At 62.4% G+C, this 26,804-nt stretch carries 26 protein-coding genes and 1 riboswitch; of the genes, 13 read left to right on the top strand and 13 right to left on the bottom strand.

The genetic code is table 11. The features are described from left to right. Positions 1-150 precede the first annotated feature (150 nt). From RA26_RS05360 to RA26_RS05310, 11 genes are all read right to left on the bottom strand, one after another. A complete protein-coding gene (locus tag RA26_RS05360; RefSeq protein ID WP_039180958.1) occupies positions 151-1,245 on the bottom strand; it encodes an alpha-hydroxy acid oxidase in 1,095 nt (364 codons plus the stop codon). Then, complete coding sequence (gene comE, locus RA26_RS05355) at positions 1,245-1,799, bottom strand: sulfopyruvate decarboxylase subunit beta (RefSeq protein WP_039180956.1); 555 nt, start codon at positions 1,797-1,799, stop codon at positions 1,245-1,247. The genes RA26_RS05360 and comE overlap by 1 nt, the downstream gene beginning before the upstream one ends. Further along, positions 1,796-2,302, bottom strand: a complete 507-nt coding sequence (comD, locus tag RA26_RS05350) for a sulfopyruvate decarboxylase subunit alpha (RefSeq protein ID WP_027256510.1) — start codon at positions 2,300-2,302, stop codon at positions 1,796-1,798. Before comD ends, comE begins: the two co-directional genes overlap by 4 nt. Positions 2,303-2,339: 37 nt before the next feature. After that, the gene (locus RA26_RS05345) at positions 2,340-2,750 is read right to left on the bottom strand and encodes a universal stress protein (protein ID WP_039180951.1); all 411 of its coding nucleotides are present in this window, start codon (positions 2,748-2,750) and stop codon (positions 2,340-2,342) included. A gap of 30 nt (positions 2,751-2,780) precedes the next feature. Continuing rightward, positions 2,781-3,761, bottom strand: coding sequence for an alcohol dehydrogenase catalytic domain-containing protein (locus tag RA26_RS05340; RefSeq protein ID WP_039180949.1), 981 nt, complete (start codon positions 3,759-3,761; stop codon positions 2,781-2,783). After that, positions 3,758-4,519 carry an SDR family NAD(P)-dependent oxidoreductase gene (locus tag RA26_RS05335; RefSeq protein ID WP_039180947.1) on the bottom strand — a complete coding sequence of 254 codons (762 nt, stop codon included), beginning with the start codon at positions 4,517-4,519 and terminating at the stop codon, positions 3,758-3,760. The genes RA26_RS05340 and RA26_RS05335 overlap by 4 nt, the downstream gene beginning before the upstream one ends. Then, positions 4,512-5,819, bottom strand: a complete 1,308-nt coding sequence (hisD, locus tag RA26_RS05330) for a histidinol dehydrogenase (protein ID WP_039180945.1) — start codon at positions 5,817-5,819, stop codon at positions 4,512-4,514. The genes RA26_RS05335 and hisD overlap by 8 nt, the downstream gene beginning before the upstream one ends. A 12-nt stretch (positions 5,820-5,831) precedes the next feature. Continuing rightward, positions 5,832-7,160, bottom strand: a complete 1,329-nt coding sequence (locus RA26_RS05325; protein WP_039180941.1) for a TRAP transporter large permease — start codon at positions 7,158-7,160, stop codon at positions 5,832-5,834. 13 nt (positions 7,161-7,173) lie between these two features. Beyond that, entirely contained in the window at positions 7,174-7,686 is a 513-nt protein-coding gene (locus RA26_RS05320; protein WP_039181061.1) for a TRAP transporter small permease, read from the bottom strand. 109 nt (positions 7,687-7,795) lie between these two features. After that, positions 7,796-8,941 (bottom strand): TRAP transporter substrate-binding protein, encoded by a 1,146-nt coding sequence (locus RA26_RS05315; protein WP_039180938.1) that lies wholly within the window; start codon positions 8,939-8,941, stop codon positions 7,796-7,798. 23 nt (positions 8,942-8,964) lie between these two features. Then, positions 8,965-9,150 (bottom strand): hypothetical protein, encoded by a 186-nt coding sequence (locus RA26_RS05310; protein ID WP_039180935.1) that lies wholly within the window; start codon positions 9,148-9,150, stop codon positions 8,965-8,967. Positions 9,151-9,282: 132 nt separating this feature from the next. Between RA26_RS05310 and RA26_RS05305 the strand changes: the two genes are divergently transcribed. Further along, on the top strand, positions 9,283-10,305 hold the full coding sequence (locus RA26_RS05305; RefSeq protein ID WP_039180932.1) for a LacI family DNA-binding transcriptional regulator: 1,023 nt from the start codon (positions 9,283-9,285) through the stop codon (positions 10,303-10,305). 138 nt (positions 10,306-10,443) lie between these two features. Here RA26_RS05305 and RA26_RS05300 read toward each other — a convergent pair whose 3' ends face one another. Further along, on the bottom strand, positions 10,444-11,466 hold the full coding sequence (locus RA26_RS05300) for a substrate-binding domain-containing protein (RefSeq protein WP_052272316.1): 1,023 nt from the start codon (positions 11,464-11,466) through the stop codon (positions 10,444-10,446). Between the two features lie 110 nt (positions 11,467-11,576). On the opposite strand from RA26_RS05300, the gene RA26_RS05295 reads away from it, so the two are divergent. The 4 genes from RA26_RS05295 (at position 11,577) to RA26_RS05280 (ending at position 17,551) form a co-directional block, all read left to right on the top strand. Beyond that, positions 11,577-13,892 (top strand): DUF1989 domain-containing protein, encoded by a 2,316-nt coding sequence (locus RA26_RS05295; protein WP_039180930.1) that lies wholly within the window; start codon positions 11,577-11,579, stop codon positions 13,890-13,892. Between the two features lie 37 nt (positions 13,893-13,929). Then, entirely contained in the window at positions 13,930-14,898 is a 969-nt protein-coding gene (locus RA26_RS05290) for an ABC transporter substrate-binding protein (RefSeq protein WP_039180927.1), read from the top strand. Between the two features lie 74 nt (positions 14,899-14,972). Then, positions 14,973-16,022: a quaternary amine ABC transporter ATP-binding protein gene (locus tag RA26_RS05285; protein WP_039180922.1), complete on the top strand. Its 1,050-nt coding sequence runs from the start codon at positions 14,973-14,975 to the stop codon at positions 16,020-16,022. Positions 16,023-16,033: 11 nt separating this feature from the next. Next, positions 16,034-17,551 carry an ABC transporter permease gene (locus RA26_RS05280; protein ID WP_039180919.1) on the top strand — a complete coding sequence of 506 codons (1,518 nt, stop codon included), beginning with the start codon at positions 16,034-16,036 and terminating at the stop codon, positions 17,549-17,551. A 169-nt stretch (positions 17,552-17,720) separates the two neighbouring features. Here RA26_RS05280 and RA26_RS05275 read toward each other — a convergent pair whose 3' ends face one another. After that, the gene (locus RA26_RS05275; RefSeq protein WP_039180916.1) at positions 17,721-18,590 is read right to left on the bottom strand and encodes a hypothetical protein; all 870 of its coding nucleotides are present in this window, start codon (positions 18,588-18,590) and stop codon (positions 17,721-17,723) included. 126 nt (positions 18,591-18,716) lie between these two features. Between RA26_RS05275 and miaB the strand changes: the two genes are divergently transcribed. From miaB to metK, 8 genes are all read left to right on the top strand, one after another. Further along, entirely contained in the window at positions 18,717-20,039 is a 1,323-nt protein-coding gene (gene miaB, locus RA26_RS05270) for a tRNA (N6-isopentenyl adenosine(37)-C2)-methylthiotransferase MiaB (protein WP_039180913.1), read from the top strand. 276 nt (positions 20,040-20,315) lie between these two features. Further along, on the top strand, positions 20,316-20,894 hold the full coding sequence (locus RA26_RS05265) for an OmpA family protein (protein ID WP_039181056.1): 579 nt from the start codon (positions 20,316-20,318) through the stop codon (positions 20,892-20,894). 11 nt (positions 20,895-20,905) lie between these two features. Further along, complete coding sequence (locus RA26_RS05260; protein WP_039180910.1) at positions 20,906-21,211, top strand: hypothetical protein; 306 nt, start codon at positions 20,906-20,908, stop codon at positions 21,209-21,211. Positions 21,212-21,352: 141 nt separating this feature from the next. Beyond that, complete coding sequence (locus tag RA26_RS05255; RefSeq protein ID WP_052272322.1) at positions 21,353-22,363, top strand: PhoH family protein; 1,011 nt, start codon at positions 21,353-21,355, stop codon at positions 22,361-22,363. Positions 22,364-22,442: 79 nt separating this feature from the next. After that, on the top strand, positions 22,443-22,943 hold the full coding sequence (ybeY, locus tag RA26_RS05250) for an rRNA maturation RNase YbeY (RefSeq protein ID WP_039181050.1): 501 nt from the start codon (positions 22,443-22,445) through the stop codon (positions 22,941-22,943). Between the two features lie 34 nt (positions 22,944-22,977). Beyond that, complete coding sequence (locus tag RA26_RS05245; protein WP_039180907.1) at positions 22,978-23,877, top strand: hemolysin family protein; 900 nt, start codon at positions 22,978-22,980, stop codon at positions 23,875-23,877. After that, entirely contained in the window at positions 23,874-25,373 is a 1,500-nt protein-coding gene (gene lnt, locus RA26_RS05240) for an apolipoprotein N-acyltransferase (protein WP_039180904.1), read from the top strand. The genes RA26_RS05245 and lnt overlap by 4 nt, the downstream gene beginning before the upstream one ends. Before the next feature lie 61 nt (positions 25,374-25,434). Then, a riboswitch (SAM-SAH riboswitch) is annotated at positions 25,435-25,483 on the top strand. 6 nt (positions 25,484-25,489) lie between these two features. Next, complete coding sequence (gene metK, locus RA26_RS05235; protein WP_039180901.1) at positions 25,490-26,671, top strand: methionine adenosyltransferase; 1,182 nt, start codon at positions 25,490-25,492, stop codon at positions 26,669-26,671. Positions 26,672-26,804: the final 133 nt, after the last annotated feature.

Below are 26,804 nucleotides of genomic sequence, written 5' to 3'. Positions count from 1 at the left end.
TGGCTCGTTCTGGACTGTAGTCTGAAGGCTCTCGGTTGGCCGCGTGTCTATGAGCAGTGTCTTCTTAGCGGAGTTGTCTACATCCGTCGCAATGGCTTGCTCCAGAGCGATGCGCCCACTCGTTGAAGTGTGTTTGAGCTGTCGGAGTTGTTAATCACCGTTCAGCACAGTTCGCCCGGTTTGCGCCATCGCTATGCTCAGCTCCTGACTCAGTGCATTCCATAACTGCTCCAACCCTGTCTCTCCCGAAGCAGCGATAGCAAACTGCAGAATTCGTCCGGTGAATACAAAGTCTGCCCCCAGTGAAAGAGCTTTGAGAACATCCTCGCCTGACCGGATTCCGCTGTCATAGAAAATAGGGAAGTCCGGCCCTAACGCGGAGCGGATTTTTGCAAGCATTTCAATTGGAGCAGGTGCCGCCTCAAGTTGCCGTGCGCCATGGCTTGAGACTTGAATGGCGTCAACGCCTGCCGATACAAGCGCGCGGGCGTCATCCACGTCCAGCACACCCTTCACCACCAGTTTGCCAGGCCAGAGATCACGCAGCCGGGCCAGCGTCTCCCAGGTGGCGCGAGCCCGGCTTTCGGTGCGGTCGAAGTCATAGCCCTCCATCTCGAAATTCGCCATCACAGGCTTGCCTTTCAGCAGGGTTGTCAATGACCAGCGCGGATGCAGGGCAAAATCCAGGAACTGCCGCGGGCCGATGCGGAACGGCATTTTGAAGCCGTGGCGCAGTTCTCGCGGGCGTCTGCCAACCTCGGGCACATCGACCGTCAGCACAAGCGTCTGATAGCCGGTTGCGCGGGCCCGCTCGGCCAGCTTGAAGGTGCCGCTGCCGTCACCGCTGAAATAGAGCTGGAACCAGGCGTAGCCCTCTGCCGCCTCCAGGATGGTTTCCAAGGGAGTCGAGGCGACGGTCGAAACCCCATGCGGCACCCGGTAGCGCGCCGCCAGCCGGGCCAGCATCAGGTCGGCGCCAGGGGCAGCGAGATTGCACATGCCCATGGGTGCAATTCCGAAGGGGCGGTCTGCCTCGGCGCCGAAGACACGGGTGGCGAGCGAGCGCTGGCTGACATCGCGCAGGATGCGGGGCCGCAGGGTGATGGCGTCCAGGGCGGCGCGGTTGCGCGCTGCCCCGGTTTCCTGCCCGGCGGCCCCATCGATATAGTCAAACACCATCCAAGGCAGCCGCCGCCTAGCCAGGCGGCGGGCATCCTCAGCCGAATGGATGGCGCCTGCGGCCATCAGCCGGCCACGGCCTTCATGAAGCGGTCGCGGATCACCACCGGGTCCATCGTGATAACTGGCATCTTGGCGTTGCCGCTGTCGCATTTGACCACCAGAACCGTTGCCTCGCCGCCGGCCAGCGCCTCCTCCAGCGCAGGGCCGGTGTCCTTGTCCTGCACCTCCACCACCCGGGCGCAGCCGGCGGCGCGGGCCATTGCGGCCAGATCGGTGCGCTGACTGGTATAGGTCGGCTGATCACCGGTGGAGCCGTAGGAGCCGTTGTCGATGATCATCAGGATGTAATTGCCGGGCGCGTTGTTGCCGATGGTGGGCAAGGTGCCGAGGTTGGTCAGGATTGAGCCGTCACCGTCAATCACGATCACCGGTTTGGGCTGCGCCAGCGCCAGTCCCAACCCGATGGAGGAGGCAAGCCCCATGGTGCCCAGCATATAAAAATTGCTGGGCTGGTCGTCGATGGCGTGCAGCTCTTGCGACGGAATGCCGATGTTGCAGACCACCAGTTCGTTGCGCAGGATGGGCGCGATCTCTTTCAGGATTTCGGAACGGATCATTGGTCGCCATAGCCTCCCCAGAAGTTGGCGTCGGTCAGGATGGCAACGGGCTTGTTGCACATGAAAGTGTATTTCAGGATGTTGTCCAGCTCCTCGACATCCTTCTGCCAGTGGAAGTGGTAGGTGGGGATGTTGAGCTGGGCCAGCAGCGCCTTGGTGTGCACTGCCATCTCCACCTGGCAGGCCACTGGCTCGCGCAGTTCGCCGCGGTAGGAGATCAGCATAGGCAGCGGCATCCGGTAATATTGGATCAGCGTCGCCAGCGTGTTGATGGTGACCCCTATGGCGGTGTTCTGCATGATGATGGCCGGGCGCTTGCCGCCCATCCAGGCGCCGGCGCAGAGCCCCATGCCCTCATCCTCCTTGTTGGAGGGGATGTGGAAGATGTCGTCGCGCTGGTCGATCTCCTCGATCACGCCGGCCAGCTGCTTGCAGGGCACGGTCGTGACGAAGGAGACGCCGTTGGCCGCCAGATCGTCAGCGATCCTCTTGTCGATATTCATGGTCGGTTGCCTTTGCTTCGGAAGTCTTGTTTCGGGGTCAGGAGGTGCGGCAGACATGCACCGCGCAAGGCGCGTGGCGGACCACGCGGGCGGCAGTCGAGCCGAGGAAAAAGTCGCTGAGCCCCGGTTTGTGGGAGCCGACGACGATGCAGTCCATGCCGTGCTGTTCGGCGTATTCGACAATGGCGCGGTAGGACCGGCCCTTGACGATCTCAGCCGTGACATTGCCGTGGCCTGCGGTTTTATTGGCCAGCTCCTGCCGGGCTTTTTCGAAACCTTCGCGCACGGTGTCTTCGTCCAGGTAGGCGGTGACCGAACTGTGCACTGCCTCGTAGACATGCAGGGCGGTGATCTGCCCGCCCGGGTTGCACAGGGTAGCGGCGGCCTTCAGCGTTGTTCCGGACACCCCGTGATCCAGGGCCATGGGAACCAGGATTTTGTCATACATGGTTGCTCTCCGTTAGTTTGGGGCAAGGGCTCAGGCCCAGGGGTCGAGGATGATCTTGGGGGCCGCCACCGCGCCGTTTCGCAGGTCGCGGAAGGCAGCCGCACCGTCTGACAGCGGCCGTGTTTCGGGCCAGTCCAGCGGGCCGAGTCGTCCGTCAAAGATGGCCTGTGCCGTATCGCGGAAGTCCTGCGCGGTATAGGTGTAGGTGCCGACAAAGGTGATCTCCTGCAGGGTCATGCGGCGGATATCCAGGCCGCCTGTGTCTTCGCCCAGGCCGACATGGGCAATCACCCCGCCCGGCGCGGCGGCGGCAGAGGCGGCGGCGCGGGTGGCGGTATATCCGACGGCGTCCACCACCAGCGGCATCATGCCCTGAAACTCCGCGATGGCTCGCTGGCCGCAGCGGTCCGTCAGGAAGGCCCGCCGCACGGCGTTGGGTTCCTGAATCGTGACGTCCTCCACCCCCATCGCGCTGAGCGCCAGCGCGGCCGCCAGCCCGATGGCACCGCCGCCCATCACCAGCGCGCGGAGTTCGGTGTCCGGGTGCAGCGCCTCCAGCGCCAGCCGGGCGGCGTGCCAGCTCACTGCCAGCGGTTCAGCCAGCGCGGCCTTTGCCAGCGGCACATCTTCGGGCACGGTTACAAGGTTGCGCTCCGGCATCGCCACGAACTGGGCAAAGGCGCCCTCGCGCGGGGGCATCGAGATGATCTGGCGGCTGGCGCAGAGGTTTTCGCGCCCCGATACGCAGGCGGCGCAGCTGCCGCAGGTGACCAGCGGGTTGATGGTGACGTGGCGGCCCTTCTGCGGCCCGTCCTCGATCACCCCCGCAGCCTCATGCCCCAGGATCAGTGGCGCGGGCCTGCGGGCATCATGGCCCAGATAAGCGTGCATGTCCGAGCCGCAGATGCCGGAGGCGCGTATGCGGATCAGATGCTCGCCCGGCTGGCCCACGGCCATCGGCACATCGCGGACCGCAAGCGTCTCAACCTCTTCATAAACCAAGGCTTTCATTTCGCTGTGAACCCCCCGTCAACCATCAGGATTTGCCCGGTGACATAGGCTGAGGCCTCCGAACACAGAAACAGAAGCGGCCCGTCGAGATCCTCCAGCCGGCCGTTGCGGCCGATGCAGGTTTGCGCCGCGTTGCGGGCGGCGCGGGTGTCATCCTCGAATACCGCCTGGGTCAGCTCGGTCGGGAAGAACCCCGGCCCGATCGCGTTGGCGGTGATGCCATGGTGCGACCAGGCCTCTGCCATGGCACGGGTCAGCTGGCCGATCCCGCCCTTGCTGGCGCCATAGGCGATGCCGCCGGGAAAGGCGCGGGTGGTCTGGAGCGAGGCAAAGTTGACGATCCGCCCCCAGCCCCGGTCCCTCATCGCAGGCACAAACGCCTGGCTGAGAAAGAAGGGCGCCGACAGGTTCAGCGCCAGAGTCTGATCCCAGCCCTTTGCCGTCACTACATCTGCGGGTTGCCGCGTGTTGACGCCGGCTGCGTGGATCAGGATGTCCGGCGCGCCGAAGGGGGCCGTGACGGTGTCCCGCAGCGCCTCCAGCGCGCTGCGGTCCGCCACATCCGCGACCGCATAAGCCGCCGTCGCGCCGATCTCGGCACAGAGGCTTTCCAGCGCCTCCGCCCGGCGGGCCACTGTGACCACCTGCGCCCCGGCGGCGGCCAGCGTGAGGGCCGCCCGCCGCCCCAGGCCGGAGCTGGCGCCGGTGATGCAGGCGGTCCGGCCTGTCAGATCGAACAGGGCGCGCGGGTCAGCCATTGGCAGTCAGGTCAAAGGTTTCGTCCGGGAAATACTTGGCCAGCCGCACGTCGGCGGCACGGGCGTGGCCCTCCATCCCCTCCAACCGGGCGATCCGCGCCGTGGCCTCTGCCACCGGTTTGGAGCCTTCGCGGGTGGCGCGCTGCCAGGTGACGATCTTCATGTATTTGTGGACAGACAGCCCGCCGGTATAGCTGGCCGCGCGCGAGGTCGGCAGCACGTGGTTGGTGCCCGCTGCCTTGTCACCGTAAGAGACCGTGGTCTCCTCGCCCAGGAACAGCGATCCGTAGCAGGTGAGCCGTTGCAGCCACCAGTCCAGATCCGCGGCTTGCACCGTCAGATGCTCCGGCGCGTATTCGTCGGAACAGGCCGCCATGTCCTTGCGGTCGGCGCACAGGATCACCTCGGCATAGTCGCGCCATGCGGCGGTGGCGTTTTCGCGGTTCACCTCCGGCAGGTCATCGATGTAGCCGGGCACCAGCCGCATCACCTCTTCCGCCAGCGTGCGGTCATCGGTCACCAGCCATACCGGGGAGTTGTAGCCATGTTCTGCCTGGCTCACCAGATCAGTAGCAACAATATGAGCATCTGCCGTGCCATCAGCCAGGATCAGACTGTCGGTGGGGCCTGCGATCATATCAATGCCGACACGGCCGAACAGGATCCGTTTTGCTTCGGCGACAAACTGGTTTCCGGGACCGACCAGGATGTTGGCCTTGGGCAACCCAAAGAGGCCAAAGGTCATCGCAGCAACCCCCTGCACACCGCCCATGGCCATGATTTTGTCGGCGCCGCAGATATGGGCCGCATAGACGATTGCCGGAGCCACGCCCACACCCGGGCGCGGCGGCGAGCAGGCGGTGATGTGCTTGCAGCCGGCCACCTTGGCGGTGGTCACGGTCATGATAGCGCTGGCGATATGGCTGTAGCGGCCGCCCGGCACATAGCAGCCTGCCGCATCCACCGGGATCACCTTCTGCCCGGTGACAAAACCGGGAGAGATTTCGGTTTCCACGTCCTGCATCGTGCCTTTTTGCAGTTCGGCAAAACGGCGCACATTGTCGTGCGAGAAGCGGATGTCGGCCTTCAGTTTCTCCGGGACCAGTGCGCAGGCCGCCTCGATCTCCTCGGCTGTCAGCAGCACGTTGCCCTCGTACTGGTCGAATTTGGCCGCATACTCCAGCGCCTTGGCGTCGCCGCCGGCTTCGATGTCGTCCAGGATGCCCTGCACGATTTTATGGGTCTCGGGGGCATCCGACTTGGGGGTTAAGTCGGCTTTTTTCAGGTATTCACGGGTCATTTCCAGGGGATCCTACTTGTAGATATCAGGAAGCAGCGTGGTCGAGATCGGCGGGAAATAGGCGATCAACAGCACCACGATCAGCATCGTCAGCACGAAGGGCACGGCGCGGGCGGCGATCTTGAGGATGGATTCGCCGGTGATGCCGGAGACAACGAACAGGTTCAGGCCCAGCGGCGGGGTGATGAAGCCCACCCCCAAGGCGGTGATCATCATGATGCAGAACTGGATTTCGTTCATGCCGATGTTGTCCGCAAGCGGCTTCAGGATCGGCGCCAGGATCACGATGTTGGGGGTGGTCTCCATCACGCAGCCCGCGGCGATGAGGATGCAGATCATCAGCAGGATCAGCACTGAGGGATCATCGGTCAGACCGGTCACCGCGGTCACGAACCCCTGCGGCACGCCCATGATGGCCAGCGCCTCGGCCAGCGGGGCGGAGAAGGCGATGATCGGCAGGATCACTCCGTTCACCTTGGCGGAGCTGACCAGCATCGCCGGGAAATCCGACAGTTTCAGGGTGCCGAGCAGGAAGCCCATGAGGATGGTCACGACCACGGCGGTGGCGCCGGCCTCGGTCGGGGTCAGGCGGCCTGAGAAGATGCCGTAGAAAATGATGCCTGGCACGATGAAGGCATACCAGCCGGATTTCAGCGCATGGCCCAGGTTGCCCAGCCACTCGCCCAGCCCCATGTTGCCGCCGGTCTCATAGGTATAAAGGCGGTTCATGATGATGTTGGTGATCAGGATCGACACCAGGATCGCAAGACCCGGGATCAGCGCCGCCAGAAACAGGGTGGAGGCGGAAATACCCAGCACCAGGCCGATGATGATATAGGCGATGGAGGGCGGGATCAGGATGCCGGTGCAGGCGCCCGCCGCCACCAGCGCACAGGCATAGGGCCGCGGGTAGCCGCTTTCGACAAGCCGCGCGATGGTCATCCGCCCGACGGCCGCAGCGCCGGCGGCGTCAGAGCCGGAGATCGCCGCGAACATGCCGCAGACCAGCACCGTGGCGGAACCGAAGCCACCGCGTGTCCAGCAGGTCAGCGCCTCGGCCACATCCAGGAATTTCTTGCTGAGGCCGGTGCGCACCAGGACGTCGCCGGTCAGGATGAACAAGGGCACCGCGGTCAACGCAAAAGCATCAATGCCGGTGAACAGGCTTTCGCCGATGGCGCTGAGCGGCAGGTCGCCGGACATCACCAGCATTGTGATCGCCGCCGCGCCGATGGCGGCCCAGACCGGCACCGCCAGTGCAATCAGCGCCACGAACATGATCACCGGCAGGTAGAAGTCCCAGCCCAGTTCGACCGTTTGATTGAGTGAATTCCACAGCATCGCTTTAGGCCTCTCAATCAAACAGCTTGTCGCCTTCAAAGACGGGCGTGCCGTCGCGAAGGCTGCGGTAATCGCGCAGGAAGGATTGCAGCAGGCGCCAGATCATCAGGGCAAAGCCCGCGGGCACCGCCATCAGGAACCAGACCATCGAGATGCGCAGCCCGTGGCTGACCGATCCGAACTTGGCCGAAACCAGCACGGTTTCGAACGACCAGTAAAGCGCCACCAAGGCTACGATGAACATCACCAGATCGCCGAAGATGTAGATCAGCGCCTTGGGCCGGGGCCCAAGGTAATGCAGGATCACGTCGATGCGGATATGGGCGCGCTCCTTGACCGCCGCGGCGGCGCCTATCCAGGCCAGATAGATAAAGGAATAGCGGACGATCTCCTCGCCCCAGATCGAGGAAAAGGCAAACAGCTCGCGCCGGATCACCTCGATCGCCATGGTGATGACCAGCATCACATAGAACACCAGGAGCAGCCAGCGTTCTGCGTTCTTGTCGATGTTTCGCAGGATGTGCATTGCCATTCCCGGGGTTCAGGCACACCCCGCAGCCAGCCCGGCGGGCTGTTGCGAAGGCGGCTGTTGAAAAATGCGGGGGCCGGATGAAGGCGCTCCCGCCCTATTAGGCTCAGGCGTCGTGGACGTAGTATTTGCCTTGGGTGCCTGAGGCCTCTTCCAGCTTGGCGAAGCTCTCCATCGATCCAGCCAGCTCGGTCTTGAAGGAATCCCACTCGCTGCGCTGATAGCCGCCGGCCTCTTGCCACTCGCCCAGCTGATCGTCGCTGAGGGTATGGAATTCGACACCGGCCTTGGTCAGTTCCGCCATCGCATATGCGCGAGCCGAGGGCACTTTTGAGAGGTTCTGATGCGCGGTCATTTCCGAGCCCCACATCACGCCGTCCTGCACGTCGGCAGGCAGTGAGTTGAACCATTCCAGATTGCAGGAATAGACTTGGCTGTCCGGCACCGCCTGGGTAAAGGTCACATGGCTCAGAATGTCCTTGAAGCCAAAGACATACAGAGCTCCGACCGACGGATCGAGCGCATCGGCCACCCCCTGCTTGATGGCGGAGGGCGTCTCGCCCCAGGCCACCGGCGTCGGGTTGGCACCGACCATGCGGTAATACTGCTGCAGCATCTTGGATCCCGGCACCCGGAATTTCACACCGGACATGTCGCCCGGCGACATCACCGCGTTGCCGCCCTTGCGCACCGCCACGACGCGGGGGTCGATATTGACATAGAACAGCGCCTTGAAGCCGGCGGCCTCCACTTTGGGGTGCACTTCGGCGTTCCAGAAATCGGAGGTTACCAGATTGGTGAAACGCTGGTTCGAGCCGCAGAGGTAGGGCATGTTGATCAAGTCAACAGTGGAGGCGAAGGGGGCAAAATTCGACAGCGAATGCTGCGCTGCCTGGATGGTTCCGCCCTGCACCTTTTGCACCAGTGCTCCGCCCGCACCCAGCTGTCCGCCGGGGGCCAGTTTGACATAGATCTTGCCGTTGGTGGCATTCTGGATATTCTCCTTGAGATCCAACTGCATGATCGGATAGCTGCGCGACGCGCCCAGCACATAGGCCGTGGCAACGGTCATGATATGCTCCGCTGCACGTTCGCGCTCCTTCTCTTCTTTGGCAGTTTGCGCGGCGGCTTCGGACGACCAAAGCACCCCGCCCGCACCAGCCACCAGCGCCGCAGTGAAAGAGCCGGTCGAGGCCAGTTTCAGAAAATTGCGGCGCTCAGCAGATTTGAGGCCATCCTTGCCATTCGTCATTGTCTTCCTCCCTTGAAAATCCGTCAGCTGCCGTTGTTGTTCTTATGGTCAGCTTCGCGTTTGAGAATGGCCGCCACGAACAGGACAGAGGCGGCAAACAGAACCAGCATCTCTCCGACATCGCCCAGGAAGCCGCCGCCGCCAAAGGCGCCCATGGCGACATTGGCAAAGAACACGGCAAAGACGGCAGCAGCAGCCCAGAGAAACATCGCAAGTTCCCGGTTTGTTATCCCAACCCCATTTGTAAGCGCTTACATCAATAATGCAAGCGCTTACATCAGCGGCTGGCAAGCGCTGCTTTTTGTGGTATGACGAGGGGCAAAGGAAATGGCAGACGTCACATGGGAAAAACCCGCTCAGCTCCGACACTTAACGATGTTGCAAAGGCCGCGGGCGTTTCCACCGCCACGGTGTCGCGCTGCCTGAATTCTCCGGACCGGGTGATCGAGGCAACCCGCCAGAGGGTGATGCAGGCGGTCGAATCATTGGGCTACACGCCGAATTTCGCGGCCCGGGTGATGGCAGCCAAGCGCAGTTTCACCATCGGCGCCATCATCCCCACCATGGACAACGCGATCTTTGCCCGCGGCCTTCAGGCGTTTCAGGACCAGCTGCGCGAGGATGGCTATACGCTGCTGGTGTCCAGCTCTGCCTATGACCCTGAGGCGGAGCGCGAACAGATCCGCACCCTTGTTGCCCGCGGTGCTGATGGGCTGCTGCTGATCGGGCACGCGCGTGATGCAGAAATCTATGAATACCTGGAACGCCATCAGGTTCCGTCACTGGTCGCTTGGTCTTACGAACCCGAGGCGCAGCGGCCCTCTGTCGGTTTCAGCAACGCAGACGCAATGTGCGAACTGGCGCAGTGCGTGATTGCAGCTGGCCACCGGCGGATTGCCATGATCTCCGGCATCACAGAGGGAAATGACCGGGCGCAAGGCCGGGTGGAGGGTGTCAGGCGGGCGATGGCAGACAGCGGCCTGGATGCAAATACCTTAGCGTTGGTTGAAACGGATTATGAGATTGAAAAGGGGGCCGAGGCCTTTCGGCGGCTTATGGCATTTTTTCCGAGGCCAACGGCAGTCATGTGCGGCAACGATGTACTGGCAGCGGGAGCTCTTCGAGAAGCCGGAAGGCTGGGGATCCGTGTGCCTGAGCAGGTCTCTGTAACTGGGTTTGATGACATAGAACTGGCTGAGATTGTTAGTCCCGCGTTGACCACTGTGCATGTGCCCCACCGGGAAATGGGGCGCAAGGCCGCGCGTGAACTGACGGCCATGGTTGAAGGGAAATCGGAAGGCCGGTCAATCTGTATCGGTACAAAGGTTGTGAACCGTTGTTCCTTGGCAGAGCAGCCTGGCTAATCTTTTCGAAAGGCTGCTTGGAAAGTTACAGGTCGCGACCTGATCCCTGAAGGCGGCTCAGTTGATAGTTCGCTCAGTTCAACTTGAAGATAGGTAAAGTTTTTCGCTGAAATCTGCACCAGCGCCGCTAGTAAAGCTTTAACAGTCAACTGACGCCGCCGCAGCTGTTGAAGTCCTGATGACGAGATCTGATCTCAATAGGTATGCCCCCGGCACTTTCTGGGTTTCAACCCAGGCTGCTATTGCATCTGCTGCCGCCGCTCCCATCCGCGAAACCGGCAAGTGAACGGTGCTCAACTCGGGAAACAAATGGGCTGAGCCGGCCAAGTCATCGAGGCCCATCACGGATTTCTCCTGCGGCACGGACACTCCCTGACGCTGCAGTTCAAACAGCACGCCGGACGCCAGCACGTCTGACAAGCACAAGATGGCGGTCGGCTGTTTTTTCGCCTGCAGGACGTTGCGGCCTGCCTCACAGCCTCCGGCAATGGACAGCGGGACTTCATAAAAACTGAGATCGCCTTTGGGGCTGTGGCTCTCAAGTCCGGCAATGCGTGCCTGTGTCCGGTCGTTGCTGGCGCTTGGCCCGTGCACCACTGCAATCCGGCTGTGGCCAAGGTCTGTCAGGTGGGCCAGGGCGGTGCGCGCCGCTGCGGCATTGTCATAGCCGATGGTGGGCAGCTGATAGTGCGGATCGTAAAACGATGTGGAAACAGCCGGAAGCTGGCAGCGCTCGATCAGACTGTAGAACTCCGGCGCATGTGTGATCCCAGAGACAACCAGCCCCTCGGCGCCGATATCCACCAGCCCCTTGGCCTTCTCCGCTTCCCGGGCAGGGTCATTATCGGTTGTGGCCACCACCAGAGACAGCCGGTGCGTTGCCAGCCGGCTCTCCATGCTGGCGAGCATCCTGGCAAAGATGGCATTGTCCAGAGTCGGCACCAGCGCCCCGACAAACCGTGTGCGTCCGGTGTTAATGGCGCGGGCTGCGGCACTGGGCACCCAGTGCAGGCTGTTCATCGCTTCCTCGACCTTCTTCCGGGTTGCTTCCGCCACGGTTTCCGGTGCGTTCATGACGCGGGAAACCGTGGCGACCGAGACTCCTGCGGCTGCTGCAACATCCCGCAGGTTGGCACGTTTCCTGGATGTGTTCCGCTGCATTCCGCCTGCCTTCCTGTACCGCTCCGGCCTCATAGTTAACGAAATTCTTGACACATGTAACCAGTTTCATCAACCATGTAACCAGTTACATAAGCAGATTCGGCACAAAAATGACCCGCTACGCAGTCCTGCGCGACTTCGACAACATGGGGTTCAGAACCCCGGCCCGGTCCTTCCCTGGATTCCCCAAGCCCCGCGAAGGCGTGACGCACCGTCTCCCCCCGCGCCAAGGCCTGATGCAGGAAATGCGGCCCGGAGATCTGCTGTCGCTGACCGGAACCGAATGCCAGATCGCTACCTTTGGCGCCGGAGGCCGCCCGGCGCTGGATGCGCTGGGATTGATGGCGGACGGCGCGCTGCGTCTGGCAGAGTGCGACACCGCCGCGCTGCTGGGCTGGATCGATGCCCGCGGCGGTGACAGCACTGCCGAAATCCCGGCCTGCACCCTCGCCGCCGCGGAGGAGCCGCTGATCCTTAAAGCCGCCTCCGGGGCCACTGTCTGGATCTTCCGCCCCGTGCAGCCGCACGACCTGGTGCACGGTACCGTTTCGGGTGGGACGGAAATCACCTGGCAGCCCGGGCCGGGCACTGCCCCGCTGCTACCGCCGCTGCTCGGCGACACAAGCGACGAATTCACCGTCAACCGCGGCACCGGCTTTGCCTATGAGGTAAAGCAGGGCGAGATCATTCAGATCATCGACGTGGAGGGGCAGCAATGCTCCGACTTCACCGCCTTCCGCGCCGCCGGGCTGGAGCGCGGCGAGGAGCTGATGATTGAGAGCACCGCCACCCGCTCGATGGTGCGCCGCGCCTATCCGGGGCCGGGATTGCTGGACAAGTTCTTCGATCCCGGCATGCACCCGATGCTGAACGTGATCCAGGACACCTGCGGCCGCCATGACACTTTCGGCCTCGCCTGCACCGCGCGCGGGTACGAGGAGCGTGGTTTCTCCGGCCATGTGAACTGCTCTGACAACATGTCCCGCGCGCTGGCGCCCTACGGCGTGGCGCCGCGCGCGGCCTGGCCTGCGATCAATTTTTTCTGGAACACCTGGGTCGACCCGCATTCGCACCACATCCTGACCGAGGAATCCCACTCCCGCCCCGGCGACTATGTCGCAATGCGGGCGCTGGAGGATCTGGTCTGCGTCTCCACCGCCTGCCCGGACGACATCGACCCGATCAACGGCTGGAACCCTACGGACGTGCATGTCCGCATCTACCGCCCCGAAACACCCCTGCGCCGCGCTGTTGCCTACCGCGAAAAGGAAGACGCCCCGATGTCGATCAGCCAGAACTCCGCCTTTCATGAGCGGCTGGAGCCGCTGACCCAGCATTTCGCCCCCGCGCGCGATCTCTGGGCGCCGGTGAGCTTCCCGTCGCATGGCACCACCGGCGAATACTGGGCCTGCCGCAACGCGGTGACGGTGCAGGACATGAGCGGGCTGCGCAAATACGACATCGCCGGCCCCGACGCCGAGGTGCTGCTTCAGCAGGCCACCACCCGCAACGTGGCCAAGCTGGCGGTGTGGCGCGGCTCCTACACGCTGATGTGCGATGAGGCCGGAACGGTGATCGACGACGGCACCCTGTTCCGGCTCGCCCCCGACCTGTTCCGCTGGTGCTGCGGCTCGGAGGAAAGCGGCCGGGTGCTGGAGACGCTGGCGCAGCAGATGGGCCTGCAGGTCCGCATCCACGACATGCGCGGCGCAATGCCCAATCTGGCCATCCAAGGCCCCAGATCGCGCGACCTCCTGCGCAAGATCGCCTTCACCCAGCCGCATGTGCCGCAGCTGGACCAGCTCAAATGGTTCGGCGTCACCGTGGCGCGGCTGAACGACCGCGAGGGCGCCCCCTTCATGCTGTCCCGCTCCGGTTACACCGGCGAGCTGGGCTATGAGATTTTCTGCTCCCAGGCCCACGCGCTGGAAATCTGGGACGCGGTGATGGAGGCAGGCGAGGAATTCGGGATCACCCCGATGGGCTCCGCCGCGCTGGAGATCATCCGGATCGAGGCCGGGCTGGCCGCCGCCAACGCGGAATTCGCACCTGGCGTGGATGCATTTGAGGCAGGCCTCGGTTTTGCAGTCGACCTGACGAAACCGCATTTCACCGGCAAGGCGGCGCTGGAACGCAATGCGCGCGAGCCGCGCCGGCTGCTCAAGGGCCTGCTTCTGGGCTGCACTGACGTGCCGCTGCACGGCAGCCCGGTTTATGCCGGCGAACGGCAGGTCGGCGCCGTCACTTCCGCCGTTCGCTCGCCCTCGCTGGAACACGCTATTGCCATCGCCCGGCTCGGTGTCGAACACGCGGAAAACGGCAACCGGCTGGAAATCGGCCAGCTCGATGGGCGGATGAAACGCCTCGGTGCCACAGTCACTGATATTCCTTTCATAGACCCGCAGCGCAAGCGGGCGCGCGCCTGAGGCGCTTGAAACCACACACCAACAGGAGAGAGAACCGATGAAAGAAGTTATGTTCGCCACTGCCATTGCCGCCCTGGGAGCAGCCGCAGCCACTGCTGCCACGGCACAGGAGAAAGTCATGGTGGGCGAGCCCAGCTGGCCCGGCGCCAAGATCATGAGCCGGATCATCGGCCAAGTGATCGAAACCCGCCTCGGCAGCGAGGCCGGCTATGCCCCCGGCGCCAACGCGGTGATCTTTGCCTCGATGGACGGAGGCCGAGGCGACATCGACGTGCACCCGGATGTCTGGCTGCCGAACCAGGCCTCCTTCACCGATGAATATGTCAGCCAGAAAGGCACCGTGGCGCTGTCCTCCGGCAGCTACGAAGGCCGTGCGGGCATCTGTGTGCCCAACTACATGGTCGAAAAACACAACATCAAATCGATTTTCGACCTGGCCACTCCCGAGGCGCAGGCGCTGTTTGACAGCGATGGCGACGGCATGGGCGAGGTCTGGGTCGGCGCCTCCGGCTGGGCCTCGACCAACACCTTCAAGGTGCGGGTGCGCGACTACGGAATCGAAACCTTCCTGACCCCGACCACCGAAGACGAAACCGTGTTCTATTCCCGGCTCAAGGATCTGGTCGATCAGGAGAAGGGCGCTGCCTTCTATTGCTACGCGCCGCACTATGTTCACGCGCTCTATGACGTGACCATACTGGAAGAGCCGGAGCATGATACGGCCACCTACAAGATGGTGCAGCCGGATCAGGATGCTGATTGGTACAACAATTCGCACATCTCCACCGGCGAGCCGGTCAAGACCGTGACCGTGGCCTATTCCAGCTCGCTGAAGGACCGCAACCCGGCCGCCGCCTCCTTCCTGTCCAGCATCGACATGAGCGCCGACGCCCTGTCCGAACTCACCTACGAGGTGGTGGTCAAAGGCAATGAAATCGACGCAGTCGTGGCCGACTGGATCGCTGCCAATGGCGAAACCGTGGATACCTGGCTCGGCCTGAAATAACGCGTCCTCCCACACGCGCGCCCCGGCTGCGGTCTGCCGTCGGGGCACCTACCTTAAGTTAGACGGGGGTCCGGATGGAAAAGGAAATTGCAATCGACGCACGCGGCGTCTGGAAGATCTTTGGCGCACGCTCCGCCGAGGCGCTCAAGGCCATTCACTCCGAAGGGCTGACCAAGCCGCAGGTGCTGGAGCGGTTCAACTGCGTGGTCGGAGTAGCGGACGCCAGCTTCCAGATCGAACGCGGTGAGCTGTTCTGCGTGATGGGCCTGTCGGGCTCCGGAAAATCGACGCTGGTGCGCCATGTGAACCGGCTTTTGGAGCCGACCGACGGCCATATCTACATCAACGGCGACGATGTGATGGGGCTGAACGCCGAAGGCCTGCGCGACTTGCGCAACCGCCGCGTCGCCATGGTGTTCCAGAACTTCGGCCTGATGCCGCACCGCACGGTGCGCGATAACGTGGCAATGCCGCTGGAAATCCGCGGCACCGGAAAGGCCCGCCGCTGGGAGGAAGCCGACCGGGTGCTGGAACTGGTGGAGCTGTCGGGCTGGGAGGACAAATACGCCCATGAGCTGTCGGGCGGTATGCAGCAGCGGGTGGGGCTGGCGCGCGCCATTGCCTCGGACCCGGAGATCCTGCTGATGGACGAACCGTTTTCAGCACTGGACCCGCTGATCCGCAAGCAGCTGCAGGACCAGTTTATGGTACTTTCCCGAAAACTGGGCAAGACCACCATGTTCATCACCCATGACCTTGATGAAGCAATCCGCATCGGCCACCGCATTGCCATCATGAAGGACGGCCGCATCGTGCAGATCGGCACGCCGGAAGAAATCATCCTCAACCCGGCGGATGACTACGTGTCGGATTTCGTGGCTGGCATCTCAAAACTCAACATGATCTTCGCCCATTCGGTGATGAAACCGGTGGCCGAGTTCGAAGCCACCCACGGCGCCCTGCCCGCAGATGCCAGGGAGGCGCGGCCTGACATGGACCTCAGCGACCTGATGGAGCTGGCGGTGGACGGCCACGGCATCGTCAAGGTGGCGGATGACGGCGCCACCGTCGGGGTGATTAACCGCGCGGGCCTGATCCGCGCCATTCAGGACAGCCAGGCGTAAGGAGAAGGGTGATGAAGCACATCGACCAATCACAGATCCAACCAGAGACCGCCGGGCGCCTGAATGCGCTGGTGGCAGAATTCTCCGGCCAGTCGCAGGCCTATTACCAGCGCGTTTTCTCCTACATGATGGAGGCACCCGGCTACCGTTTCACCCTGAACCGCGCCGCCGCGCTGCTGGGACCGGTCTGGTTCGGCGCGCGGGGCCTGTGGTCTTGGTTCCTGGGCTTTCTGCTGCTGGAAACGCTGGCCTATATCCAGATTGCAATGGGGCTGTTCGGCGACCTCGGCCGGGACTCCCGCCTGCGCGCGGAGCAGATCGCCCAGACACTGGATCTCCGGCACCAGCAAATCGCTGCAGCCGAGGCCTCGGGCGCGTCCTCGCTCGAGTCCCTGAAACGCGCGGCAGAGTCGCTGGAGGCGGCGCTGGCCGGCGCACAGCAGGCCGCGGCAGCGGCCAATGCCAGCGGAACCATCTACCTGATCGCCGGCGCGGCGCTGCTGCTGGCGGTCAAGTTCCTGGCGGCGTCGCTGGCGAACTGGACGCTGGAGGGGCAGTTTGCCCGCTGGCGCTCCGACCGCCGCGTCGCCAGCGGCTGGTCACTGCCGCGGCTGATCGTCTCCTCCGTGCTGGCCGCCGCCGTGGTTGTGCTGTCGGCGCTGAAATTCGCGATGCCTGATGCCTTTTCGCTGCTGAACGCCTTCCCCACAAACCGCGACTGGCGGCTGAACGTCGGCGACGGGGTGCAGGCTATGTTCGACTGGACCAAGACCTCCGGCCGCGGGTTCTTTGACGGGTTGACCGCCGGCATGCGCACGCTTTTGGACTGGATCGAGGTGGTGCTGGTCGATACCCCCTGGCCGGTGGTGGCGTTGGTCATAGTAATGCTGGCCTACCTGTCCGCAGGCGCCCGTGTGGCGATTTTCACCGGCGCGGCGCTGGCCTATCTCGGCCTGCTGGACTTCTGGGAAAAAGCGATGACCACCATTGCCCTCCTGGGCGCTGCAGCGCTGATCTCGATCACCCTGGGGATCCCGCTCGGCATTTACTGCGCCCGCCGCCCCAGGGTGTTTGCGGTGGTGCGCCCGGTGCTCGATTTCATGCAGTCGATGCCCTCCTTCGTCTATTTGATCCCGGTGGTCGCCTTCATCGGCTCCGGCAAGCCCGCGGGCGTGGTTGCCACCATGATCTTCGGAAGCCCGCCGGTGATCCGATTCACTGTGCTGGGCCTGCAGCAGGTGCCCGAAACCGTTCGTGAAGCCGCGCTCGCCTTCGGTGCCACTCCGCGCTACCTTTTGTGGCGGGTGGACCTGCCACTGGCGCACAAGACGATCATGGCTGGCGTTAACCAGACTATTCTCTTGTCGCTGGCAATGGTTGTGGTGGCCTCGCTGATCGGAGCCAAGGGGCTGGGCGAGGACGTGCTGGAAGCGCTGCAATACGCCGCCGCCGGCCAAGGGATACTGGCAGGCCTTGCGATTCTGTTCTGCGCCCTGATCCTCGACCGGATCGTGGCAGGGAAAAGGTGACGCGAAGAAGCCGCATGCCGCATTCTCGGGGTGCGGCTTCTTCAATCGCCGCTTTGAAGCGTCTCCAGCTGTGTTGAAAAACAAGGCAACTTGCGCGAGGGAAAATGAAGGCGGGTTTCACCGGGTGCCGGGATTGAAAGCCCGGCGAGAGGAGGTTGATGCGCCCGCCTTAGAACCACTGACCAGGTTCCATAAGTCCCAGATCCAGAAGCTGGCGCGAATGCCATTCAAACGGTGCTGAGTTATGCCAGCGGAAGGTTTCGATATCGAAGGTGGAACCCGGATTCCGCTTAAGCGCCTTGGCGGTGCGGAAAGAGCAGACCGCGGCTGTCAGGTTGTGGTGCCAAGGGCACGCATATGTATTGTACTCCTGGTCGTTGAATGTGTGATCCAGCCGCAGTTGCAGACCCGGTTTGGCGCGGAACAGTGAAATCCGGTCGATTTTGCGGCTGGCAGCGGGGATGTGTTCTTCGAAGCGCCAGCGAACACCGCCGAAGAAATCCAGCTGCCGCTCGCGCGGGTGCCCGGTTTCCGGATCCTGCCGGGACTGCGCATAGTAACCGGATTTGTCGAGATATGCCTCTTCGAGCGACACGGCACTGGGGCAAGCATCCAGATCGCCGGCATAGAGGTCAATTACATAGGTGAGCATCGCATCCCGGCGTTCCTCGGTGTGAAAAGCAAGCATCTCTCCGATCCCGCGCGTCTCGCAAAACGGGTAAAACAGGAATTCCGCGTTATAGCAGTAGTAGAGCCAGCAGCCCGGTTCAGCCGCAGCGATAACGGCATTGATGGCGCCTGTGACTGCCCCTTCCGACCCGCAGTCAAAAGGCACCCGATGCACCATGGCGCGCACATCCGGCGGCAGGTCAAAGGCATCCGGCATCAAAGCCACCACGACCTTGAAGCCGCATTGAAGGTGGTGGCGCAGGGTGGTGGCTGTCTCTGTTTCATCTTCAATGAAGACCAGCGCCACCGGTCCCTTGGCCAGTAGTGGTTTGCCCTGTTTCAGGAAATCCTTCAGCGAGGAATACATCATGCTGGTCTGCCCTGCCTTTCTGGCCTTTGCAGTCAAAATCGGGTAAATGCCGCTCCATTGCAAGCAGCGGCATTTGCCTGTATTGCAAGCCGCTGTTTACCCACCCTGGCTGGAAGGCTGACCTGCATGAGCGCCCCGAAAAAGCTGTTTATCAAGACCTATGGCTGTCAGATGAATGTCTATGACAGCGAACGTATGGCCGAGGCGCTGGGCGGCGAAGGTTACATTGAGACGAAATCGGCAGATGACGCCGACATGATCCTGCTCAACACCTGCCATATCCGGGAAAAGGCGGCGGAAAAGGTCTATTCTGAACTGGGCCGCTTCAAGGGACTGAAGGCTGAGAAGCCAGATCTGAAGATCGGCGTCGCTGGCTGCGTCGCCCAGGCCGAAGGCGAGGAGATCATGCGCCGCCAGCCGCTGGTCGATCTGGTGGTCGGCCCGCAAAGCTATCACCGCCTGCCGGAGATGGAAGCCAAGGCGCGCGAAGGGGAGAAAGTGCTCGACACCGATTTTCCCGAGGAAGACAAATTCGAGAAGCTCAAGAACCGTCCCAAGGCCAAGCGCGGCCCGGCCGCGTTCCTGACGGTGCAGGAAGGCTGCGACAAGTTCTGCGCTTTCTGCGTCGTGCCTTATACCCGCGGTGCCGAAGTTTCCCGCCCGGCGGACCGCATCCTGACCGAAGCCCGCGATCTGGTGGAGCGCGGTGTGCGCGAGATCACCCTGCTGGGCCAGAACGTGAACGCCTATCACGGCGCAGGCCCTAACGGAGACCTGACCTTGGCGCAGCTCATTTGGGAACTGGACAAGATCGACGGTCTGGAGCGTATCCGCTTCACCACCAGCCACCCGAACGACATGCAGGACGATCTGATCGAGGCGCATGGCACCTGCGCCAAGCTGATGCCTTATCTGCACCTGCCGGTGCAGGCGGGTTCCGACAAGATCCTCAAGCGGATGAACCGCTCCCACACTGCTGAAAGCTACATCCGCCTGATCGAGCGCATCCGCGCCGCGCGGCCTGACATTCTGATCTCCGGCGACTTTATTGTCGGCTTCCCGGAAGAGACCGAGGAAGACTTTCAAGCTACCATGGACCTGGTGGAAGAGGTGAAGTACGGCACTGCCTATTCCTTCAAGTATTCGACCCGCCCCGGCACGCCAGCGGCGGAGCGCGCTCAGGTGGACCCTGCAGCCGCAGACGACCGGCTGCAACGCCTGCAAGCCTTGCTGACCCGTCAACAGCGCGAAGTGCAGGACAGCATGGTTGGCCGTGAAGTCGGTGTGCTGTTTGAAAAGGCAGGGCGCTTGCCCGGGCAGATGGTGGGGAAATCCGACTACCTGCATGCTGTGCACGTCGCTGATTGCAGCCGCGGTATTGGCGAACTTGCCCGGGTCCGTATTGTGTCATCCGGAGCAAACTCCCTGGCTGGTGAGCTGATCAGCTGAGGTCTCGTGGCGCTCGGCGAATCGCCCCGGCGACCGGCCGGGGCAGCCCCAAGTCCGGAGCACTCCGGAAAATTCTCCTGGCGCGATTGCTTCGCGTTCGGCAACAATTCTGCGGAGTTGGGTTGAGTGTCTTGCGAAGGCGTTTAATCCGCTTGTGCATTCGCCCGATTTTGGGAACGTTTTAACTTAAAATCAGATAGATTTACTCTTATGGCCTATGGGGTGGCCAGGTTTGAGACAGCTCCCTGGGGGGACTTAGGTGAAGGAATTTTGGTTGTGTTGACATTTAAACTGCACAAGGCGTTTGCGCTGGCCGCTGCTGCCGCGGCTGCGCTCAGCATCGCCGCTGCGCCTGCGAGCGCCCAATCACAGCAGCGAACCATCAAAGGTGAACGCTATGTGCCGACTATCTGGGTCGATCCGGATGGCTGTGAGCACTGGGTAATGGACGATGGCGCTGAAGGCTATATGACTCCGCATGTCAAACCAGATGGCAAACCCGTTTGCCGCCGCGGCAATATCTGCGGCGTGATGCCGACGGATCAGTTCTTTGCCACTGACAGGCATTACATCAATGCAGCAGGCCAACAGCGCCTGCGCCAGTTCTTCCAGCAGGCGCAGAGCAACGGTGCGCGCTCTTTCATCGTTGCGGGCCATACCGACAGCAGAGCACCGGATGAATACAACATCCGCCTTTCCGAACGCCGTGCAAATGCCGTGGCTGCGGTTGGCCGCTCGGCCGGTGCGCGTATTGCAGGCGTGCGGGCCTACGGCGAGCGCGATCCGCGGGTGCCTAACAACAGCGCTGTCAACATGGCGCAGAACCGCCGTGTCGAAATCTTTTGCCTGCGCTGAGGGGGAAAATCATGATGACGAAAAGAACACTTGGTCTTGTTGCGGTGATTTCCCTGCTTGGAGCCTGCAGCGAAGCATTAGATAAAACCCGGGATGGTCATGTTGGCGATGGCAGCAACAATCATCTGTCCAACCTGACCGCCGGTATCTGGGTTGATCCGAACGGCTGTGAACATTGGATTATTGACGATGGGCTTGAGGGCTACGCTGACCTCCGCCGCACGCCCGATGGGAAGCCGGTCTGCAACAGCGACATTCCGCCCACCCTGGCGACCGGCCCCTTCAAGGACGGTTCGACCTTTGGCGACCCGATCTGAGACATACAACTTGCTTGATTTGCAGCCGCCCTCAGGGGCGGCTGTTTTTGTTTCAAAAATGTGATTTTGCGCAGCGCCTGCTTGCGCAAACGCTGCCGCAGAGGCAGACTGAAGGGGCAACGCCAGATTGAGGAGATCAGCTTGGCCATCAGCGCCCTGAATGACCCGCAGACCCAGACCGCAACCCACGAAGTTCTGCTGGAATTTCCTGACAACCGATTGCTGATCGACCTGTGCGGCGAATATGACCGCAACCTGGCTGACATTGAACAAAAACTGGGGGTGCAGATTGTCCGCCGCGGCAATCAGTTGTCCGTAATGGGCGAGGATTCCGCACGGGAACAGGCTGCAGGGGTTCTGACGGCTCTTTATGACCGGCTGGAAACCGGCCGCAGCGTCGAAAGCGGAGACATAGACCGCGAGCTGCGCATGGGGCCGGACACCGATGACGCCGAACCCGACGGTCAGCTGCAAATGTTCCGCGGTGGCCGGGTGGAGATCAAGACCCGTAAAAAGCTGGTGGAGCCGCGCACCGATGCGCAGAAGGCCTATGTGCAATCCTTGTTTGAACACGAACTGGCCTTTGGTATTGGCCCCGCTGGTACCGGCAAGACCTATCTGGCCGTCGCTGTGGGCGTTTCCATGTTCATCACCGGCCATGTCGACCGCATCATCCTGTCGCGTCCGGCGGTGGAAGCGGGAGAGAAGCTCGGTTACCTGCCCGGCGACATGAAGGACAAGGTCGACCCCTATATGCAGCCGCTTTACGACGCGCTTAACGATTTCCTGCCGGGCAAGCAGCTGGCCAAGCTGATCGAAGACAAGCGGATTGAGATCGCGCCGCTGGCCTTCATGCGCGGTCGCACGCTGTCCAACGCCTTTGTGGTGCTGGACGAGGCGCAGAACGCCACCACCATGCAGATGAAGATGTTTCTGACCCGCTTGGGTGAGGGCTCGCGCATGGTGATCACTGGGGACCGCTCTCAGGTCGACCTGCCGCGCGGGGTGCAATCGGGCTTGGCCGACGCCGAACGGCTGCTGAAAAGCATTCCCAAGGTCAGCTTCAACTACTTCACTGCCCGTGATGTGGTGCGCCACCCGCTTGTGGCCGCGATCATTGAGGCCTATGACGCGGATTCGACACCGGCCTGAAAGTAGCACTCAATCGGGCTTCATCTTTGAGAAAATATTCCGAGGGCGCGGGGCTGGCCCCGGCTTGTTCAACCGTACCATGACGCTCGACATCACTATCGAAGACAGCCGCTGGCAGGACGCCGGGCTCGCTGCGCTGGCGGAGGAAGCTACTGCAGCTGTGCTGGCGCATTTCACACTCGACCCGGAAGACTGCGAAATTTCGCTGCTCGCCTGCGCTGATCCGCGCATTGCTGAGTTGAATGCTGAATTCCGGGAAAAGGATAAAGCCACCAATGTTCTGAGTTGGCCAGCAGAGGAGTTGTCAGCAGCGGAAGATGGCGGCGCCCCTATGCCGCCGGAGGCTGATTTTACTGGGGAAATCCCGCTGGGCGACATTGCCATTTCCTTTGACACATGCGCCCGGGAAGCTGCCGAGGCGGGTAAATCCTTGGCCGATCATACCCGCCATCTGATCATTCACGGGCTGTTGCATCTTTTGGGCTATGATCACATTCGTGACCGCGATGCCGCATTGATGGAAGGGATTGAGATCCTGCTACTTGGCAAACTGGGTATCGCGAACCCATATAATAGTTAGGACGCCCCGTGACCGGGGTTTTTGGAATGGAAAGATGGGCGACATAGAAGGCAGTTCTAACGCGGCGCAGGGCGCGCTGCAGGACATCAATGGCACGGCGGCGGATGCTCCGGCCTCTGAAAATACCGGATTGTGGACGCGGCTACGCAATGTGTTCAGCGCCGACCCGCAAGACGGCCAGGACACCGGCGGCGAGCAGCCTGCGCCGGGATCAGGTCCGCACGGCATGATCAACCTGCGCCGGATGCGGGTTGAAGACGTCGCAATCCCCTCTGCCGAAATTGCCGCTGTGCCGGTCACTGTCGCCAAGGATGATCTGGTCGGCATTTTCCGGCAAAGCGGTTTTACCCGCATTCCCGTTTACGAGGGCACACTGGACACGCCGCTGGGCTTTGTCCACCTCAAGGATTTTTCGCTGACACATGGGTTCAACGGCGGCACCTCGGAGTTCGATCTCTCCAAGATGCTGCGTCCTCTGCTGTTCGTGCCGCCGTCGATGCCGATCGGGGTTCTGCTGACCAAGATGCAGGCGGAACGCCGCCACATGGCGCTGGTGATTGACGAATACGGCGGCGTGGACGGCCTCGTTACCATCGAGGATCTGATCGAACAGGTGGTGGGCGAAATCGAAGATGAGCACGACGCCGATGAACACCAGACCTGGTTTGAGGAAAAGCCCGGTTGCTATATCGCTCTGGCCCGTACCTCGCTGCCGGAGTTCGAAGCAGAGACAGGCCATTCACTGACCAGCCACGATGACGTGGACGAGGAAGAGATCGACACGCTTGGCGGTCTGGTCTTTATGCTGTCCGGCCGGGTGCCTGCCCGGGGCGAGGTGATCGAACACCCCGAGGGCGCCGAGTTCGAAGTCATGGATGCTGACCCGCGCCGGATCAAGCGGCTGCGGGTACGGTTGCCGGACGCTGCTGCATGATGGCACTTGGGCTGCGGCAGGCCGCGCGCCAGTTGCGTCTGGTCCAAGCGGCTCTGGCCTTTGGCAGCGGCGCGCTGCTGTCCTTGGCGCTGGCTCCCTGGCATATGCTGATCGGGCTGCCGGTCGCGCTGGCCGCGGCTGGCTGGCTGGTGATGCATGCGCACTCCACCCGCTCCGCCGCTCTGGCAGGTTGGCTGTTCGGACTGGGGTATTTCACTTTCGGCCTCTCCTGGATCATTGAGCCGTTTCAGGTCGACCCAGAGCGCCACGCCTGGATGGCCCCCTTTGCGCTGGTCTTTCTTGCCGCTGGCCTTGCTCTTTTTTGGGGTGCAGCTTTTGGCATCTCCGCCCGTCTCAGCCGTGGAGTGGTGCGTCTTCCGATGCTGGTGGCGGTATGGTCGCTGGCAGAATTTGCCCGCGCCTATCTGCTGACCGGTTTTCCCTGGGCCGCTTTCGGTCAGTTCTGGATTGATACGCCTGCCGCCAATCTGCTGCCGTGGACTGGGCCGCAGGGACTGGCGCTGCTGACGCTTGTGGCGTTTTTACCGCTCGCCTTGCTGCGGGCACATCCTGCAGCCGCCATGCTGCCGCTGGGGGTGGCCTTGGCCGCAGTTGTTGGAGTTCCCTCCCCCGGGGAGACTGTGCGGACGGACCGTGTGGTGCGTATCGTTCAGCCCAATGCGCCGCAGAACCTGAAATGGCACCCCGAACACAGGTGGGAGTTTGTCCGCCGCGCGTTGGCGTTTTCAGCCGAGGAGCCGCGACCTGACATGATCGCCTGGCCGGAAACCGCGGTGCCGCAGTTGCTGAATTACGCCGGTGACACGCTGCAGGCCATTTCCGAACGGGCCGGCGGTGTCCCGGTCTTGCTGGGTATCCAGCGGGAGGAGAGCGGCGCCTACTATAACTCTGCGGTGCTTCTGGATTCAGACGGACTGCCGGCCGCTTCATATGACAAGGCACATCTGGTGCCGTTCGGGGAGTATGTGCCCTTCGGCGACTTCATGGCCCGCTTCGGGATCCACGGGTTCGCCTCCCAGGCCGGGGCAGGTTACGCTGTTGGCCCGGGTGCCCGGGTGATGGATCTGCCCATTGGCAGTGCCTTGCCGCTGATCTGCTATGAAGCCGTTTTCCCCCAAGATGTGAACGCCGCCGAAATCCGTCCAGACATGCTGGTGCAGATCACCAACGACGCCTGGTTCGGCACCCGTTCAGGCCCCTATCAGCACCTGGTGCAGGCGCGGATGCGGGCGCTGGAGCAGGGGCTGCCGATGATCCGGGCAGCCAACACCGGTGTCTCAGCCATGATTGGGCCGGACGGGGCGATGCTGGACCAACTGCCGCTGGGAGAGGCAGGCTTTATAGATGCAGCCCTGCCTGCACCGCTGCCGCCGACGCTTTACAGCCGGACCGGGGACTGGCCTGTGCTGCTGCTGTGTTTCTTTTTTGCAGGTGCGGCAATCTTTCTGTCCCGCGCTCTTGCGCCGCGGTCATAGCAGCTTAACTCTATTGGAATATAGATTGACCCGCGCGGATGGGCCGCGTACTGCGGCTTGATACCTGCCACAACGGCTTCCTGGCGTGGCAAGGATAAACCAATGGAGCACTTTTCATGACCCGTACGAACTACACCTTCACTTCGGAATCGGTTTCCGAAGGCCACCCGGACAAGGTCTGCGACCGCATTTCCGACGCGGTTCTCGACGCTTTCCTGGCGGAAGAGCCCGAAGCGCGCGTGGCGGCAGAGACTTTCGCCACCACGAACCGTGTCGTCATTGGGGGGGAGGTCGGGCTGTCCGATCAGGACAAGCTGCACGATTACATGGGCCGGATTGAGGACATCGCCCGCGCATGCATCAAGGACATCGGCTACGAGCAGGACAAGTTCCACCACGAAACCGTGGAAGTGACAAACCTGCTGCACGAACAGTCCGCCCATATTGCACAGGGCGTCAATGCCTCGAGCGAAAAGGACGAAGGGGCCGGCGATCAGGGCATTATGTTCGGCTTTGCCACCAATGAAACCGACGCGCTGATGCCAGCCCCGATCCAGTTCAGCCATGCGATCCTGCGCCGCCTGGCCGAAGTGCGCAAGAACGGTACCGAACCGGTGCTAGGCCCGGACGCGAAATCCCAGCTGTCTGTGGTTTATGAGAATGGCAAGCCGGTTGGCGTCAGCTCTCTGGTGCTGTCGACACAGCATCTGGACGAAAGCCTGACCTCTGCGGACATCCGCGCCATTGTCGAGCCTTATATCCGCGAAACCCTGCCCGAAGGCTGGCTGACAGATGCCACCCAGTGGCACGTGAACCCGACTGGTAAGTTCGTGATTGGCGGCCCGGATGGCGACGCAGGCCTGACCGGGCGCAAGATCATCGTCGACACCTATGGCGGCGCGGCTCCGCACGGCGGCGGCGCCTTCTCCGGCAAGGATCCGACTAAGGTGGACCGCTCGGCGGCCTATGCTGCGCGTTATCTGGCCAAGAACGTGGTGGCCGCAGGCATGGCTGAGAAATGCACCATCCAGCTGTCTTATGCCATCGGCGTCTCCAAGCCGTTGTCGATTTATGCCGAAACCCATGGCACAGGCGAGGTTGATCCTGCGGCGATCGAACGCGCAATTGACCAGGTTATGGACCTGACCCCGCGTGGCATCCGCTCGCATCTTGGCCTCAACAAACCGATCTACCAGCGCACTGCAGCCTATGGCCATTTCGGACGCGATCCGGAAGCCGACGGCGGCTTCAGCTGGGAACGCACGGATCTGGTTGAGGCTCTGAAGAAGGCAGTTTGAGCCAGCGTTCAAGGGAACCAAGGCGGGCCGCAAGGCCCGCTTTTTCGTTGCATGTCAAGGTTTTGCCTCCGCCGCTGCCTTCAAGAATGCCCCGCTTCCCAATCGGACAGGGCCTGCAGCAGCGCGCTATGAC

The organism is Leisingera sp. ANG-M7, from assembly GCF_000813965.1.
Classification (GTDB): Bacteria; Pseudomonadota; Alphaproteobacteria; order Rhodobacterales; family Rhodobacteraceae; genus Leisingera.
Note: the sequence above shows the minus strand (reverse complement) of the source record. Positions and strands in the feature narration are given on the sequence as shown.

Excerpts from the sequence above, each read along its gene's own strand:
- RA26_RS05310 (WP_039180935.1), bottom strand. The coding sequence starts at position 9,150 with ATGTTTCTCTGGGCTGCTGCTGCCGTCTTTGCCGTGTTCTTTGCCAAT.
- comE (WP_039180956.1), bottom strand. The coding sequence starts at position 1,799 with ATGATCCGTTCCGAAATCCTGAAAGAGATCGCGCCCATCCTGCGCAAC.
- RA26_RS05300 (WP_052272316.1), bottom strand. The coding sequence starts at position 11,466 with ATGCAGCGGAACACATCCAGGAAACGTGCCAACCTGCGGGATGTTGCA.
- RA26_RS05335 (WP_039180947.1), bottom strand. The coding sequence starts at position 4,519 with ATGGCTGACCCGCGCGCCCTGTTCGATCTGACAGGCCGGACCGCCTGC.
- RA26_RS05325 (WP_039180941.1), bottom strand. The coding sequence starts at position 7,160 with ATGCTGTGGAATTCACTCAATCAAACGGTCGAACTGGGCTGGGACTTC.
- lnt (WP_039180904.1), top strand. The coding sequence starts at position 23,874 with ATGATGGCACTTGGGCTGCGGCAGGCCGCGCGCCAGTTGCGTCTGGTC.
- metK (WP_039180901.1), top strand. The coding sequence starts at position 25,490 with ATGACCCGTACGAACTACACCTTCACTTCGGAATCGGTTTCCGAAGGC.
- miaB (WP_039180913.1), top strand. The coding sequence starts at position 18,717 with ATGAGCGCCCCGAAAAAGCTGTTTATCAAGACCTATGGCTGTCAGATG.
- RA26_RS05275 (WP_039180916.1), bottom strand. The coding sequence starts at position 18,590 with ATGATGTATTCCTCGCTGAAGGATTTCCTGAAACAGGGCAAACCACTA.
- RA26_RS05340 (WP_039180949.1), bottom strand. The coding sequence starts at position 3,761 with ATGAAAGCCTTGGTTTATGAAGAGGTTGAGACGCTTGCGGTCCGCGAT.
- RA26_RS05320 (WP_039181061.1), bottom strand. The coding sequence starts at position 7,686 with ATGCACATCCTGCGAAACATCGACAAGAACGCAGAACGCTGGCTGCTC.
- RA26_RS05285 (WP_039180922.1), top strand. The coding sequence starts at position 14,973 with ATGGAAAAGGAAATTGCAATCGACGCACGCGGCGTCTGGAAGATCTTT.
- RA26_RS05290 (WP_039180927.1), top strand. The coding sequence starts at position 13,930 with ATGAAAGAAGTTATGTTCGCCACTGCCATTGCCGCCCTGGGAGCAGCC.
- RA26_RS05345 (WP_039180951.1), bottom strand. The coding sequence starts at position 2,750 with ATGTATGACAAAATCCTGGTTCCCATGGCCCTGGATCACGGGGTGTCC.
- RA26_RS05315 (WP_039180938.1), bottom strand. The coding sequence starts at position 8,941 with ATGACGAATGGCAAGGATGGCCTCAAATCTGCTGAGCGCCGCAATTTT.
- RA26_RS05245 (WP_039180907.1), top strand. The coding sequence starts at position 22,978 with ATGGGCGACATAGAAGGCAGTTCTAACGCGGCGCAGGGCGCGCTGCAG.
- ybeY (WP_039181050.1), top strand. The coding sequence starts at position 22,443 with ATGACGCTCGACATCACTATCGAAGACAGCCGCTGGCAGGACGCCGGG.
- hisD (WP_039180945.1), bottom strand. The coding sequence starts at position 5,819 with ATGACCCGTGAATACCTGAAAAAAGCCGACTTAACCCCCAAGTCGGAT.
- RA26_RS05305 (WP_039180932.1), top strand. The coding sequence starts at position 9,283 with ATGGGAAAAACCCGCTCAGCTCCGACACTTAACGATGTTGCAAAGGCC.
- comD (WP_027256510.1), bottom strand. The coding sequence starts at position 2,302 with ATGAATATCGACAAGAGGATCGCTGACGATCTGGCGGCCAACGGCGTC.
- RA26_RS05280 (WP_039180919.1), top strand. The coding sequence starts at position 16,034 with ATGAAGCACATCGACCAATCACAGATCCAACCAGAGACCGCCGGGCGC.
- RA26_RS05295 (WP_039180930.1), top strand. The coding sequence starts at position 11,577 with ATGACCCGCTACGCAGTCCTGCGCGACTTCGACAACATGGGGTTCAGA.
- RA26_RS05260 (WP_039180910.1), top strand. The coding sequence starts at position 20,906 with ATGATGACGAAAAGAACACTTGGTCTTGTTGCGGTGATTTCCCTGCTT.
- RA26_RS05360 (WP_039180958.1), bottom strand. The coding sequence starts at position 1,245 with ATGGCCGCAGGCGCCATCCATTCGGCTGAGGATGCCCGCCGCCTGGCT.